The following is a 13,618-nucleotide window of genomic DNA, read 5'->3' on the forward strand; positions in this document are numbered from 1 at the left end:
TCCGCGCGGTCACATCGTGCGGGTGGCGATGGCCTCGGCGTCCTCGACGGTCTCGCGGATGCCGACCTCGATGTTGGTGGGATGGAGGCCGAAGGTCTGCTCGGTGAGCGAGCTGTCCAGGTGGAACGGGCCATAGAACTGGTAGTCCATCTCGGCCAGCTCGCGCGACATCGGGTGGACCAGACCGGCCGTGCGCATCACGAAGCGCGGCAGCTTGTTGATCTTTACCCGCGGCCGGCCGGTCAGCGCGCAGTAGCGGTCGGCCAGGATGCGGATGCTGATCGCGGGGGCGGTCGGCGTGTGCCAGGCCTTGCCCCAGGCGCGCTCGTCGTGCGACAGCTCGACCATCGTGCGGGCCTGATCACCCGTGTAGGTGAAGCTGTGCGGCTGGTCGGGGTCGCCGGGCGCCCAGGCGGCACGACCGGCGTTGATCGCGGGCAGCAGCACCGAGGAGAAGACGCCCACCGCCCCGGCGCCCAGGTAGTCCGAGCCGCGCACCTCGACCGTGCGCACGCCGCTGGCCAGCGCGTCCTGCCACATCTTGATGCGCACCCGGCCCTTGCGGCCGACCGCGGCCAGCGGACTGTTCTCGGTCATGTGCCCGCCGGGCTGCGGGCCGTAGCCGTACAGGTTGCCGGTGAGGACGTAGACCGCTCCGGCCGCCTTGGTCGCGGCGATCATGGCGTCGTTCATGGGGAACCAGAGCTTCTCCCACTCCGTGTACTTCGGGTTCGCGCAGTTGTAGAGCGTCACGGCGTCCTGGGTGAGCTCGGTGAGGCGGCGGGCATCGGCGGCGTCCGCGGCAACCCGCTCGATCAGCGGATGGGTCGGGCCGCCACCGCTGCGGGTGACCATGCGGACCCGCTCACCGCGCTCGGCGAGGAGACGGGCGATCGAGGAACCGATCGGGCCGGAGCCGACGACAACGTGGTTCGACATGCTGTTCTCCCTTGTGAGCACTGCTCTCTTATGGGAGCAACGATGCCACGCGCATGCGAGGAAAGCAAGAGCACTGCTCTCGTTATGGCACACTGGTCTGCATGAGCGCTTCCGGAGTACGGGCCCGCGTGCGGGCCGAGATGACCGAGGAGATCAAGGCGGTGGCCCGCCGGCACCTCGCCACCGACGGGGCGAACCTGTCGCTGCGCGCGGTCGCGCGGGACATGGGCATGGCCTCGTCGGCGGTCTACCGGTACTTCGCGAGCCGCGACGAGTTGCTGACCGCGCTGATCATCGACGCCTACAACTCCGTGGGCGAGACCGCGGAAAACGCCGCCACCGGCGACAACGCGCTCGCGCGGTTCCTTTCCCTGACTCACGCCGTACGGGATTGGGCCCTCGCCGATCCGCACCAGTGGGCCCTGATCTACGGCAGCCCGGTCCCCGGCTACCAGGCCCCCCAGGACACGGTCGGGCCGGCCACGCGCGTGATCCTGCTGATCGCGGACGTGGTCAAGACGGCGTACGAGAACGGCGACATCGCCGACCGGCGGCCGATCACCGGCCGGTTCGCCGAGGAGTTCGCCGCGGTCGCCGAGCGGTACAGCCCGGGCGCGCCGCCACGACTGGTCGCCGCCTCTCTGTCGGCCTTCGTGCAGATGAGCGGCGCCATCAGCGCCGAGCTGTTCGGGCAGCTCAGCAATTCGGTCGACGAGGACCGGCGCGGCTTCTTCGAATATCAGATGCGCGGCGCGGCGTACCTCATCGGCTGGGAATAGCAGCCCGCAGCACGTGCCCGCCGGGAGTGTCGGGCGGGACGTCGGGCCGGTCGAAGAACGTGGCCGCCAGCTGCGCCGGCCCCAGATCCTCGATCTCACTGAAGCCCAAACCGGTCAGCCGGGCGGCGATCTCGTCCGGCTCGAAATACGTCAGCCAGGGCTCGCCGAGCCGGGCCACCCGCGCGGCCCGCGCCTCGAGCGCCTCCCGCCGCGAGCCCTCCATGCGCGCCGGCGACTGCGCGTAGTCGAAGACGACCTCGTTGCCGGCGCGGGAGGCGACCACCCGCAGCGTCGCCCCGAAGCCCTCTTGCGTCAGATAGGGCACCACACCCAGCCACAGGAAGAACGCCGGCCCGTCCAGCTCGAGGCGGTCGGCCGGCGACTCGCGCTCGAAGTCGACCCCCAGGTACGTGACCGACGACGGCGGCTGGATGCCCGACGCGTCCAGCCGCGCGCGCTTCCAAGCCTGGGTGTCGGGATGGTCGACCTCGGTCACGCGCAGGTTCGGATGGGGGTTGCGGTAGGCGAAGGTGTCCAGGCCGGCGCCGAGAACGACCAGGTGCCGGACGCCCCGGGCCACCGCCGCGGCCAGCGCGTCCTCCGCGAAGCGGGTGCGGGCCGCGATGAACAGGCGCATCGCCCGGCGCGGCGCGTCCGCCAGCAGGACGTCCTCGGGCAGGCCGAGGATGCGGACGGCCAGCGGGTCGGTGAAGATCTTGCCGTCGTCGACGATCTGATGCGCCGCCCGATAGCGGGCCGCACTCATCGCCGTACGGCTGGGCCGGCCTTTTTCCATCAGGAAAGACCAGGCTGCCACGAAGCGAGAGCCATGTTCACGTACTCCCCCTTCAGCGGAACGCCCTCGGACAGTAACCGCTGGCGGGCCTCCTGCTCGTGCCCGGGTGGCATGCGACCCGCGCTGTTCACGACCCGGTGCCACGGGACCCCGCCGCCGTGCCGGGCCATGATCGAACCGACGAGGCGGGCGGAGTTGCGGCCCGAGCGGTCGGCCAGGGAATCGGCGACCGCCCCGTACGACATCACCCGGCCCCGCGGGATCCGCTCAACGAGTGAAAGCACCTCTTCGACGTACTCCTGCGGTGTCACCCGGGCCACGATATGGGATCTCAGGCCGGGTACGCGGGGACAGCCGAGCACAATTGGCCGGTGCGCGAACTGGTGACCGGTGCGCGGCGGATCGTGGTCAAGGTGGGTTCCTCCTCGCTGACCACGGCCGCCGGCGGAATCGACGAGCAGCGCGTCGACAGTCTTGTCGACGTGCTGGGCGGGCTCGCCTCGGGCGGGCGTGAAGTGGTGCTGGTGTCCAGCGGCGCGATCGCCGCCGGCCTGGCCCCGCTGAACCTGCCGCGCCGGCCGCGCGACCTGGCCACCCAGCAGGCAGCCGCCTCGGTCGGGCAGGGGCTGCTCATCGGGCGGTACGCGGCGGGCCTGGCCCGGCACGGCCTGACCGTCGGCCAGGTGCTGCTCACGGTCGACGACGTGACCCGCCGCGCGCACTACCGCAACGCGTACCGGACGCTGCGCAAGCTCCTCGACCTGGGCGCCCTGCCGATCGTCAACGAGAACGACACGGTCGCCACCGAGGAGATCCGCTTCGGCGACAACGACCGCCTCGCCGCCCTGGTGGCCGCGCTGGTGCAGGCCGACCTGCTCGTGCTGCTGTCCGACGTCGACGCGCTCTACACCGGCAACCCGTCCGACCCGTCGTCCCGCAAGATCCCGTACGTGGTGCACGACTCCGACCTCGAGGGCGTCAACATCGCCACGCCGAGCCGGTCCAGGGTCGGCACCGGCGGCATGGTCACCAAGGTCGAGGCGGCCCGCATCGCCACCGGCTTCGGCATCCCGGTCGTGCTCACGGCCGCTCCCCTGGCCGGTTCGGCGCTCGCCGGAGACGAGGTCGGCACCCTGTTCAGTCCGGCCGAGCACCGGCCCACGGCCCGGCTCTTCTGGCTCGCGCACGCGACCGCGCCGCGGGGCCGGCTGCATCTCGACCCGGGCGCGGTGGCCGCCGTCGTCGCGCGGCGCAAGTCGTTGCTGCCCGCGGGCATCACCGCGGTCGACGGCTCGTTCGCCGCCGGTGACCCGGTCGACCTGGTCGACGCGGGGTCGGGCGCGCCGGTCGCCCGGGGCCTGGTCAACTACGACGCGGTCGAACTGCCCGCGCTGCTGGGACGCTCCACCCCCGAGTTGGCCGCCGCTCTGGGCCCGGGATATGAACGAGAGGTCGTGCACCGCGACGACCTCGTCCTCCTGTAAACCGAACCTTTCTGGGGTACGCCATGACGACCGTCCTGCAGCAGGCCGCCGACGCACGCGTGGCAGCCATCGACCTCGCCGCCGCCACGCGATCCGACAAAGACAGGGCGCTGCTGCTGATGGCCGACCGCCTGGTCGAGCGCGCGGCCGACATCGTCGCGGCGAACGAGGTCGACGTGACCAACGGGCGCACCGGCGGCCTGTCCGAGGCGATGATCGACCGGCTCACGCTCACCCCGGCGCGGGTCGAGGCGATGGCCGAGGGACTGCGGGAACTGGCCGCGCTGCCCGATCCGGTGGGCGACGTGGTGCGGGGTTCGACCCTGGCCAACGGGCTCGAGCTGCGTCAGGTGCGGGTGCCGTTCGGCGTGGTCGGCATCATCTACGAGGGCCGGCCCAACGTGACCGCCGACGCCGCCGGCATCTGCCTCAAGTCGGGCAACGCGGTGCTGCTGCGCGGCTCGGGCTCGGCACTCAGCTCCAACGCGGCGATCGTCTCGGTGCTGCGCAAGGCGGTGGCCGACAGCGGCCTGCCGGCCGACACGATTCAGCTGCTCGACGCGACCAGCCGCGACTCGGTCAAGGAGCTCATGCGGGCCCGCGGACTGGTCGACGTGCTGATTCCGCGGGGCGGAGCTTCGTTGATCAAGACGGTGGTCGAGGAGTCGACCGTGCCGGTGATCGAGACCGGTGTCGGCAACTGTCACGTCTATGTGGACGAGGCCGCCGACCTCGAGAAGGCGCTGGCGGTCGCGGTCAACTCGAAGACCCAGCGGCTGTCCACCTGCAACACGGCCGAGTCGCTGCTCGTGCACGCGGCCATCGCCGACCGGTTCCTGCCGCTGGTGCTGCCCGAACTGGCCGACGCCGGGGTCACCGTGCACGGCGATCCGCAGGTGGCGGCGTACGACCCGGCGGTCGTGCCGGCCACCGAGGAGGACTGGGGCCGCGAGTACCTGTCGGCCGACCTGGCGGTGGCGATCGTCGACTCGCTCGACGACGCGGTCGACCACATCCGCCGCTACGGTTCGGGCCACACCGAGGCCATCGTGAGCGAATCGGTGACGGCCACGCGGCACTTCACGGCCCGGGTCGACGCGGCCGCGGTGATGGTGAACGCGTCCACCCGGTTCACCGACGGCGGCGAGTTCGGGTTCGGCGCTGAGATCGGCATCAGCACTCAGAAGCTGCACGCCCGGGGACCGATGGGGCTGCCCGAGCTCACCTCGACGAAGTACGTCGTGACGGGCAACGGCCACATTCGACGGTGATCCTCACGCCTTCTCCGGATCACGGAGGCGGGCAGGCCCGGGTTCGCCGGGGCCGAGGGGTCGTGCGAGTCATTCGCCGGCCGGGGTGGACAGAGCCGGCGCCTTGGTCGGCTCGGCGGACGGCGCCGAGCTCACGGTCGGCGCCGGGCCGGTCGGCTTCGACGACGGAACCGGGTCGGTCGGCTTCGACGACGGAACCGGATGGGACGGCTTCGACGACGGAACCGGGCGGGACGAAGGTGGTGCGGTCGGTGCCGGGCTGGTCGGTGCTGGACTCGTCGGCGCTGAACTCGTCGGCACGGGCACGGTGGGTGACGGGCTGGTCGGTGAAATCGAGGGTGCGGTGACGGCATCGGGCTTGCCGACGGTCACTGGCGTGGCGGGACCCGGCACGGAGCGCCAGTCATTGCCGACGAGCGCCACGACCGCGTACGCCCAACGGCCCGCCGGAACGCCACCCTCGGTGCACGAGGTATCGGTGAGCACACCCGAACAGCCCCGCTCGACGGTGACCGTCGCACCGGTCGCCGCGTTGATCCGGGACAGCCGGTAACCCCGCACAGGGATCGGGCTCTCCCGCCAGTCGACCGTCACCGACGAGCCGTGCGTTTCGACGACGGGCGCGCCAACGGCGGGCACAGCACCGGCTCGGGCCGTAGCCGCGCCGCCGGCTGTCGCGCCCCAGGACGCCGAGGCGGCCGGAGAGGCGACCAGAATCATGGCTCCGGCCATGGTCAGCACAAACGGAGTTCTCATGGCCCGCCTTAGCCTTCGGGGAAGTACACATCGGACACGCGGAGCGAAGCACAGTTCGCCCGGCGCCGCCCGTGCCATCGGACGCGTGAGGCGAGGCACGAATCGCTGCGCCCCGCCCCGCGTCAGCCGGTTCAGCTCTCGGCGCTGAGACCGCTCACCTCGACCGGGATGCTGAAGGTCGCACCCTGGCAGCCGTCCTCGGAACCGTTGATCATGCGGACCGCGTCCGGCAGCGTGAAGGTCTTCGTCTCGCCGCCCTTCACGAACAGGTGGAGGCCGGAAAGGACACCGTTGCTGCCGACCGGTCCGGCGCTGAAGTCTCCGAAGTAGACGCCGGTGTTGATGCAGCTGCCCTTGCCGCCGGTCGCCGTGACGCCGTCGTTCGGCGCCCAGACGACCTTGTTGACGGCCACGCCGTACCCGTTGGGGTTGGTGATCGTGATGGTGGCGTCGCCGGTGGTCTGCGGGTAGAGCGTGGTGCTGCTCTCGACCGTCTTGACCACGAGCTGCTGGGCCTCGCCGGCCTTGGCCGCGGCGTTGCCGGTGCCGTTGGCCAGCCAGTCGGCCCAGGCCGCGCCGGCGACACCGGTCAGGGCGAGGGTCGAGACGATGACGACGGCGCGCTTGGTGGACTTACGCATGGGTGGGCTCCTGGCGAAGTAGATGCTTCGAGGCGCCGGTTTCGCCACTGACTCCCCGCCGGGCTGTGGCGACCAACTTCATCGCCCCGCGGATCCTCGTCTCGCCCAGGCCCTCCGTCGGGCCTGCACCCACTGTGCCGCAGCTGTGCCCGGCCTCTCTACCGCCTTTGTAACCGAGAGTGACGTCGTCCAGGTAGCCGAACCATAGCCGATCGGGTATTTCAGGGTGCAAATCGGTTGCAACCGTTGACGCCGATCACCGTCAGCGATGGTCAGCGGCAGGCACGCAGGACGGTCAGGGTGGTGTTCACGTCGAAGATCGGGCCCTCGGCGCTGTCCCAGCCGCCGTCGGTCCGCTGGGTCTCGCCGAGGCGCTTGCGGGCGCTCTGGAGCAGCCAGTCGTCGCCCAGGTTGACGCGGCGCAGGGCCGCTGCCATCGATGCGACGTCGGCCGGGGCCATGTCGGGCAGCCGGTCGCCGAGCACGAGCTGCACTCGCGCCGACTCGTAGAAGTACTGCTGGCCGTAGAGCAGCCCGGCTGCGTGCCAGCCGGCGGCCAGGAACGAGGGCCAGGTGCCGTCGGGCCGGATCTGGTGGACGACCCAGGTGGCGGCGGCGCCCAGCGTGCGCCCGTACCGGGCCGGCACGTCGAAGTGGGGGTGCGCCTCATACTCGGCCAGCGTCATCCAGAAGCCGGCCACGGTGGTGAGATAGAGAGTGGCCTCGGGATCGCCGGGCATCGCCCAGGCGGGAGCCTCGGCGGCGAGCTCCTCCGCCTCCTGCCAGGTGCCGTCCGGACGCTGCACAGCGGCCAGCCAGGCCAGCGCCCGGTCGACCGGCTCGCCGCGCAGGCCGCCGAGGTCGTCGAGCTCGTTGAGACGGAAGCAGGTGGCGTCGATCGAGCTGACCGCGCCGTCGGTCGAGGCGGGCCAGCCGCCGGCCTCGGTCTGCCCCTCGACGATCCGGTCGATCACCTGGGGATCCGGGCGCTGACCGGTGCGCAGGTAGGAGAGACGCGCCCGTTCGACGGGGTCGCCGTGCGCGACGACATAACCAATCGCAGCGTCGATGTCTACCACCCGGGTGACGCTACAACCCGTTGCTGCATTTCGCCGTGCCGTCCGGGCACATGCCCAATAGGTCCGTTCCGTCACTCACCCATCACGCTGAGAAGTCAGACTCACGACTTCTCAGCGTGATGATGTGGTCACTGAATCAGTACGACGGCTGCGAAGGGTCGACCGTGTTGACCCACGAGACGATGCCGCCCTGGACGTGCACGGCGTCCTTGAAGCCGGCGGCCTTGAGCGCCGCCAGCGCCTCGGCCGAGCGCACACCCGACTTGCAGTGCAGCACGATCTGCCTGTCCTGCGGGAAGCGCGCCAGCGCCTCGCCCGAAAGGATCTCGCCCTTGGGGATCAGCGTCGCGCCCGGGATGCGGTTGATCTCCCACTCGGCCGGCTCGCGGACGTCGACCAGGAACAGGTCCTTGCCCGAGTCCTGCCAGTCCTTCAGCTCGCGGGCCGTGATGGTCGCGTCGAGCGTGGCCTCTTCGGCCTCGGGCGACACCGCGCCGCAGAAGTCCTCGTAGTCTTCCAGCAGTTCGGTGACGGTGGGGTTCTCACCGCAGAGCGCGCAGTTCGGGTCCTTCCGAACCTTGATCTTGCGGTATTCCATCTCGAGGGCGTCGTAGACCATCAGCCGGCCCACCAGCGGCTCGCCGATGCCGGTCAGCAGCTTGATGGCCTCGTTGACCTGGATCGAGCCGATCGACGCGCACAGCACGCCGAGGACGCCGCCCTCGGCGCAGCTCGGCACCATGCCGGGCGGCGGGGGCTCGGGGTAGAGGCAGCGGTAGCAGGGACCGTGCTCCTCCCAGAAGACGGAGGCCTGGCCGTCGAAGCGGTAGATCGACCCCCAGACGTACGGCTTGCCGAGCAGCACGGCGGCGTCGTTGACCATGTAACGCGTCGCGAAGTTGTCGGTGCCGTCGACGATCAGGTCGTACTGGCTGAAGATCTCTTTGACGTTGTCGACGTCGAGCGCGGTGTTGTGGATGACCACGTTCACCAGCGGGTTGACCTCGCGGATGCTCGCGGCGGCGGACTCGGCCTTGGGCCGGCCGATGTCGGAGACGCCGTGGATGATCTGGCGCTGGAGGTTGGACTCGTCGACGGTGTCGAAGTCGACGATGCCCAGCGTGCCCACGCCGGCGGCGGCGAGGTAGAGCAGCGCCGGCGAACCGAGGCCGCCCGCGCCGACGACCAGAACCTTCGAGTTCTTCAGCCGCTTCTGGCCGTCCATCCCGACATCCGGGATGATCAGGTGCCGCGAATAACGGCGGATCTCATCGACGGTCAGCTCTGCGGCCGGCTCGACGAGCGGGGGCAGTGCCACGTTAACTCCCCGGGTTGACGGTAAGGATCGCCCACCATTGTCACTCGCGACGGCCGCGATCGGCCATGACGTTACCCATAGGCCCGGCATGCGGGACGCGGGAATTTTCCTGGCCGTTCACAGAGAAGGGCCGGTCAGCGCCTTTCCCTTGAGGCGCGGCCACGCGTACGCGTGACAGCCGCGCAGCGTGAGGGTCTGCTGCACCATGACCGGAGCCGGGCCGCCGGCCCGCGGGCACCCCTGATGGTGGTGCCCCAGCTCGTGGCCGACCTCGTGGTTGATCACATATTGCCGATAGATCGAGAGGGGAACCTTCGCGGTCACGTACGGGGTCGCCGAGAGCCGCCACCGGTCGAGGTTGATGATCGCCTTTCCGGTGGCCCGGCACGACGTGTACGGGCGCCCGCCGACCCGGATGTTGGTGCCGCCCATCAGGCACATCCGGCCGGCCGTTTCCCGAGTGGCGAGATACACCGTGAAGTCGGCCGGGTCGGCGCCGCCCACCTTCTGCAGGCGCCACTGCCCGCCGCCGGTCCAGCTGCGCGGGTCCCCGAGGGTGGCCGCGACCTGCCCGGCGAAGTCGGCCGCGTCCTCGTTGCTGCCCTTCTCGACGGCCACCCGGAACCGCCGGAGCTGGCCCTTGCTGCCCACGACGGGACCCCGCCCGGCGGCGTACGCGAACTGGCCGGAACCGCGGGTGGGCACCGCGCCCGGCAGTTGCAGGACGGGCTTCGGCGGGGTTCTCGACGGCGAAGCCGAGGGTGGCGGCGACGAAGCCGAGGGTGGCGGCGACAGCGATGGCGGCGACGACATGACCGGCACGGCAATGGGCGGGACCGCCACCGGAGCCGGGTCCTGCTCGATGCGCCGGCCCACCGCGAAACCGGCCCCGGCCACGATGATCAGCGCGAAGGCGGCCAGCCACCATTTACGCCACCGGTCCGGGCCGGATGGCGGGCGAAGGGCGGGTGGCGCAACGGCTTCGTCGATCATCGCCGCCAGCGTCGCATATCGGGCTGAACGGTGTCCGGCCCTGCTGGATCTTATGAGATCCGCGTCGCGCCTCGCTCCCACCCCAACTACGAAACAGAACCTAGCGCCCGACCGGGGAGTTGATCTCGTCGAGCATGCCCACCACGGCCCGGGCCACCACGCGGGGGACCTCCATCTGGGCGACGTGGCCGACACCGGGCAGCATCAGCAGGCGGGAGTCCGGGATCGCGCGGGCCACCTGCATCGGCACCCGCGGGTCGACGAGCTTGTCGTTCAGCCCGCCGACGACCAGCGTCGGCGCCTGGACCCGGGCCGCCAGCCGCCACTGCGAGTTCGCTCCCGGCAGGTAGGCACGCAAGAAGCTGGAGACCAGCCCGCGCAGCGTGCCGAGGTAGGCCTTGGGATAGTGCTCCACGGTGTAGCGCAGCCTGATCTCTTCCATCGCCTCGGCGCGACGCTGCGGGGAGACCTTGCGGGTGTCGCCGAAACAGGCGGCCAGCACCTGCTCGGCCATCTCTTCGGCGGTCAGGCGCGAGAACGCCCACCCGAGCACGCGGTCGGCCCGCGGGAGCGCCAGCAACGGCAGGGCACGGGCCTGGGCCGTACGCCGGGGATCGAGAAACGGCATGGCCGGGGAAACCAGCGTCAGCGTACGCACGAGGTCGGGCCGCAGACCGGCCACGCGCACCGCGATCGAACCCCCGAGCGAGTTGCCGACCAGGTGGACCGGCCCCCGCCCGTCGTGCTCGAAATAGCTGATCAGCGTGCCCGCGAACGAGCCGATCGAGTAGCGCGGACTCGGGTCGCTGTAGCCGAAGCCTGGCAGGTCGACCGCCCGGGCGTCGAACCGGTCGGCGAGCAGGCCCGCGAAGTCGGTGAAATTCTGCGAGGACCCGCCCAGTCCGTGCACGTAGACGGCCGGTTCGGCCTCGGGCCGCGTGGCCGGGGTGTCGCGGACATGGAGCATCGCCCCGCCGACGGTGACCCGTCGCGCGGGCCAGGGATCCGGTGCTTCGCCCTCCGGCAGCAGCGAGCTGTCGGGGGCCAGGTTGGCGCCTCTCATCGAGACAAGAGTGCCTCAAGCCGGCGGTTGACCGCGGCCAGCGTGGCCCGGACCATGGCGTGCCGGTCGTCGCTGGTGACCACAGCCGAGCCTGCCAGCTGCTCGACCCAGCCGCCGCACGAGAGCAGCAGCACGACCACGGCGACCTGGGCGGCGCCGAACGGCACAGCGGCCGCGTGCTCGACGAAGCAGCGGGCCGGGCCGTCGGGGTGGTCGGACTCGGCCAGCAGTTCGTCGACCGCCCCGGCCGTCGCCATCGCGCACAGGCGCAGCAGGTAGCCGTCGACGGCGGGTCCGCTGGCCACGCCGGACGCGGTGCGGGCGCCGACGGTGAGCCGGACCTCGACCGTGGCGTCCGAACCGAACGTGTTGACGTGCACGTTCTCGATGACGATGCGCGGGCCGGGGTGTTCGCCGGGATAGAGCGGGCGCGGCGGCCCGAACTCGGAGCCGGTGGGTACGACCTCGGCCGCTTCCTCGGCCTCGGGGACGAGGCGGGCCGCGGCCGCATGACGGTCGCGAGCCTCACGCTCGCGAGCCTCGCGCTCCTTCGTCTCGCGTTCCCGGGTCTCGCGTTCCCTGGTCTCGCGCTCGCGGGTCCGGGCCTCGAGCTCGCGGGCGGCACGCTCCCGGGCTTCCTGCTCGCGGGTCTCGCGGGCCTCACGCTCGCGCTTCTCGCGGGCCTCGCGTTCCCGCTCGGCCGTCTCGCGTGCTTCCTGTTCACGAGCCTCGCGCTCGCGGGCCGCGGTCTCTTCCGCCCGGTCTTGGGCGGGCGCGTAGAGATCGGCGAGCGACGACCGCAGGGGCGGGGCCGAGATCGGGGGTGCCGGGGCGGGTTCGGCCGGACGGCTGCGGGGCACGAGGGCCGACTGCGAAACCGGCGCGGAGGCGGGCGCGGCCGGAGCCTCGCCGGGCATCGCGGCGTCGAGGCCCATGCGGTCCTGCAGGAGGCGGGCCACCCGCCGGCTCACCTCGGCCGGGTCGGCGCCCTCGGAGAGATCCAGCCGCAGGCTGTGCGCACCGGTCGGGGTCTGGCGCAGCGACGCGTCGCGCACCCCCTCGACCTCACGCACCGCGGCCAGGATCGCCTGCACGTCGAAACCTTCCTGCCTTTCCTGGACCGGCAGCACGTCGCCGCGGCGCAGATGGGTGGCGATGCGGGCGAGAGCGGGAGTTTCCGCGGTGGCTTCCACCAGCGGCGGCTCGGGGACGCCCTTGGGCACGTCGGGCTGGGCCGGGACGCGCTGGGGAAGACCGAGGGTGCTCGGCTCGTCCGGGGGGTCGAGACGCGCGGGGCTCTCACCGAAACCCGAATAGGGCGCGGCCGGGTCGTACGGCTTGGGTTCGTACGGCCGGGCGGCGTCGAAGCTGTTCGGCGACTCGTAGGGCGCCGGCGGCTCGTACGACAGACGGCGCGGAAAGCTGGACGGGTCGTAGGCCGGCCGGGCCGGGCCGGGCTCGTCGGAAGCCACCCGCGGCACGCCCTGCACGGGGGTGCCGCCGCTCAGCGCATGGCGGGGCGGCTCGGTCGTGGAGTGCTCGGCCGTGCCCCAGTCGGCGCGCCGGCCGCCGGGCGTGGCCGGGCGCACCAGTGGGACGGCGGCCCGCTGGTGGACGACCGGGGAGGCCGGCTCGGGCGGCGCGTCGTCGAGGTCGCCCTCGTACGGGTAGGGCGGGGCGCTGTTGGGCGTCGGGACGTCATAGGCGCGCAGCGACGCGGGCCGGGCCGGCGGAATGTCGTCACTGCCCGGGCCGGGCGTCACGCTGCCGCTGCCCAAGCCGGGCTCGCGACGGGAACCGGTGCTCAAGCCGGGCTCGCGACGGGAGCCCGTGGTCAGGCCGGGTTCGCGGCGGGCGCCGGTGTTCAAACCGGGCTCGCGGCGGGCGCCGGTGTTCAAACCCGGTTCGCGGCGGTCGCCCGTAGTCAACCCGGGTTCCCGCGGGGCGGCGGAGGACTGTGGGGGCGAGACGGGGGCGGGCGCGGGGGCCGGCTCGGCCGGGCGCAGGGACGCGGGGCGGGGCTGCTCGCCCGGCTGCGTGGTCGGGTTCAGCAGCTCGGAGAAGCGGGACCTGTCCCACCGGGAACCGCCCGCTGCGGATTCCACGGACGGGGGAATCTCGCCGCTTTTCCGGGCGTCGACAAAACCGGGCGGGGCCGGGGCGGGCGCCGGAATGCTGGAGGCGGGCAGCGCGGAGACCGGCACGGCCGACGAGGGAAATGCCGGATTACGCGGAAACGAGCGCGTCTCGGCGCCCGGGCGACGCCAGGCCGGCACGTCGGCCTCGGTGTCGACCGTGGAGCCCGGGTAGGACCAGGGACTGTCTGAGGTTGCCCAACCGTTCACCCGAGCGCGCTCACGCGAATCGGCGCCGTTGCCGCTGTCTGCGGCTCCGGCGTCTCCGGAATGCCCTGATTCATCCACCGCGCGCTCCTCGCTTGCCCCCGCTGAGGCTACCGTGTGCTTGCAGTGGCGATAAGTTGCAGCGGCGCGACAATTG

General features: G+C 71.7%; 13 protein-coding genes. 3 read left to right on the forward strand and 10 right to left on the reverse strand.

The features are described from left to right. Positions 1 to 9: 9 nt before the first annotated feature. Positions 10 to 939: an NAD-dependent epimerase/dehydratase family protein gene (locus tag KXC43_RS16500; protein ID WP_221376918.1), complete on the reverse strand. Its 930-nt coding sequence runs from the start codon at positions 937 to 939 to the stop codon at positions 10 to 12. 101 nt (positions 940 to 1,040) lie between these two features. On the opposite strand from KXC43_RS16500, the gene KXC43_RS16505 reads away from it, so the two are divergent. Further along, complete coding sequence (locus KXC43_RS16505) at positions 1,041 to 1,718, forward strand: TetR/AcrR family transcriptional regulator (protein ID WP_221376919.1); 678 nt, start codon at positions 1,041 to 1,043, stop codon at positions 1,716 to 1,718. Here the strand turns inward: KXC43_RS16505 and KXC43_RS16510 are convergent. Both KXC43_RS16510 and KXC43_RS16515 read right to left on the reverse strand, forming a co-directional pair. Further along, on the reverse strand, positions 1,702 to 2,514 hold the full coding sequence (locus tag KXC43_RS16510) for a class I SAM-dependent methyltransferase (RefSeq protein ID WP_221376920.1): 813 nt from the start codon (positions 2,512 to 2,514) through the stop codon (positions 1,702 to 1,704). The genes KXC43_RS16505 and KXC43_RS16510 overlap by 17 nt on opposite strands. After that, the gene (locus KXC43_RS16515; protein WP_221376921.1) at positions 2,514 to 2,825 is read right to left on the reverse strand and encodes an MGMT family protein; all 312 of its coding nucleotides are present in this window, start codon (positions 2,823 to 2,825) and stop codon (positions 2,514 to 2,516) included. Before KXC43_RS16515 ends, KXC43_RS16510 begins: the two co-directional genes overlap by 1 nt. 60 nt (positions 2,826 to 2,885) lie before the next feature. Between KXC43_RS16515 and proB the strand changes: the two genes are divergently transcribed. Continuing rightward, positions 2,886 to 3,998 (forward strand): glutamate 5-kinase, encoded by a 1,113-nt coding sequence (proB, locus tag KXC43_RS16520; RefSeq protein ID WP_221376922.1) that lies wholly within the window; start codon positions 2,886 to 2,888, stop codon positions 3,996 to 3,998. Between the two features lie 23 nt (positions 3,999 to 4,021). Then, the gene (locus tag KXC43_RS16525) at positions 4,022 to 5,269 is read left to right on the forward strand and encodes a glutamate-5-semialdehyde dehydrogenase (RefSeq protein WP_221376923.1); all 1,248 of its coding nucleotides are present in this window, start codon (positions 4,022 to 4,024) and stop codon (positions 5,267 to 5,269) included. Between the two features lie 69 nt (positions 5,270 to 5,338). On the opposite strand, the gene KXC43_RS16530 is transcribed toward KXC43_RS16525, so the two are convergent. The 7 genes from KXC43_RS16530 to KXC43_RS50850 all read right to left on the reverse strand — a co-directional run bounded on the left by KXC43_RS16530 (position 5,339) and on the right by KXC43_RS50850 (position 13,464). Beyond that, the gene (locus KXC43_RS16530; RefSeq protein ID WP_221376924.1) at positions 5,339 to 6,025 is read right to left on the reverse strand and encodes a hypothetical protein; all 687 of its coding nucleotides are present in this window, start codon (positions 6,023 to 6,025) and stop codon (positions 5,339 to 5,341) included. Between the two features lie 131 nt (positions 6,026 to 6,156). Then, positions 6,157 to 6,666, reverse strand: a complete 510-nt coding sequence (locus KXC43_RS16535) for a COG1361 family protein (protein WP_221376925.1) — start codon at positions 6,664 to 6,666, stop codon at positions 6,157 to 6,159. Between the two features lie 272 nt (positions 6,667 to 6,938). Continuing rightward, entirely contained in the window at positions 6,939 to 7,745 is an 807-nt protein-coding gene (locus KXC43_RS16540) for a prenyltransferase/squalene oxidase repeat-containing protein (protein WP_221376926.1), read from the reverse strand. Positions 7,746 to 7,881: 136 nt separating this feature from the next. Beyond that, complete coding sequence (gene moeZ / locus KXC43_RS16545) at positions 7,882 to 9,063, reverse strand: adenylyltransferase/sulfurtransferase MoeZ (RefSeq protein WP_221376927.1); 1,182 nt, start codon at positions 9,061 to 9,063, stop codon at positions 7,882 to 7,884. Positions 9,064 to 9,180: 117 nt separating this feature from the next. Next, a complete protein-coding gene (locus KXC43_RS16550; RefSeq protein ID WP_221376928.1) occupies positions 9,181 to 10,056 on the reverse strand; it encodes a DUF3152 domain-containing protein in 876 nt (291 codons plus the stop codon). Between the two features lie 100 nt (positions 10,057 to 10,156). Further along, a complete protein-coding gene (locus KXC43_RS16555; protein ID WP_221376929.1) occupies positions 10,157 to 11,119 on the reverse strand; it encodes an alpha/beta hydrolase in 963 nt (320 codons plus the stop codon). Then, complete coding sequence (locus tag KXC43_RS50850) at positions 11,116 to 13,464, reverse strand: hypothetical protein (protein ID WP_308129101.1); 2,349 nt, start codon at positions 13,462 to 13,464, stop codon at positions 11,116 to 11,118. Before KXC43_RS50850 ends, KXC43_RS16555 begins: the two co-directional genes overlap by 4 nt. Positions 13,465 to 13,618: the final 154 nt, after the last annotated feature.

This window comes from Paractinoplanes polyasparticus, assembly GCF_019710575.1.
Taxonomy (GTDB): Bacteria; Actinomycetota; Actinomycetes; order Mycobacteriales; family Micromonosporaceae; genus Actinoplanes; species Actinoplanes polyasparticus.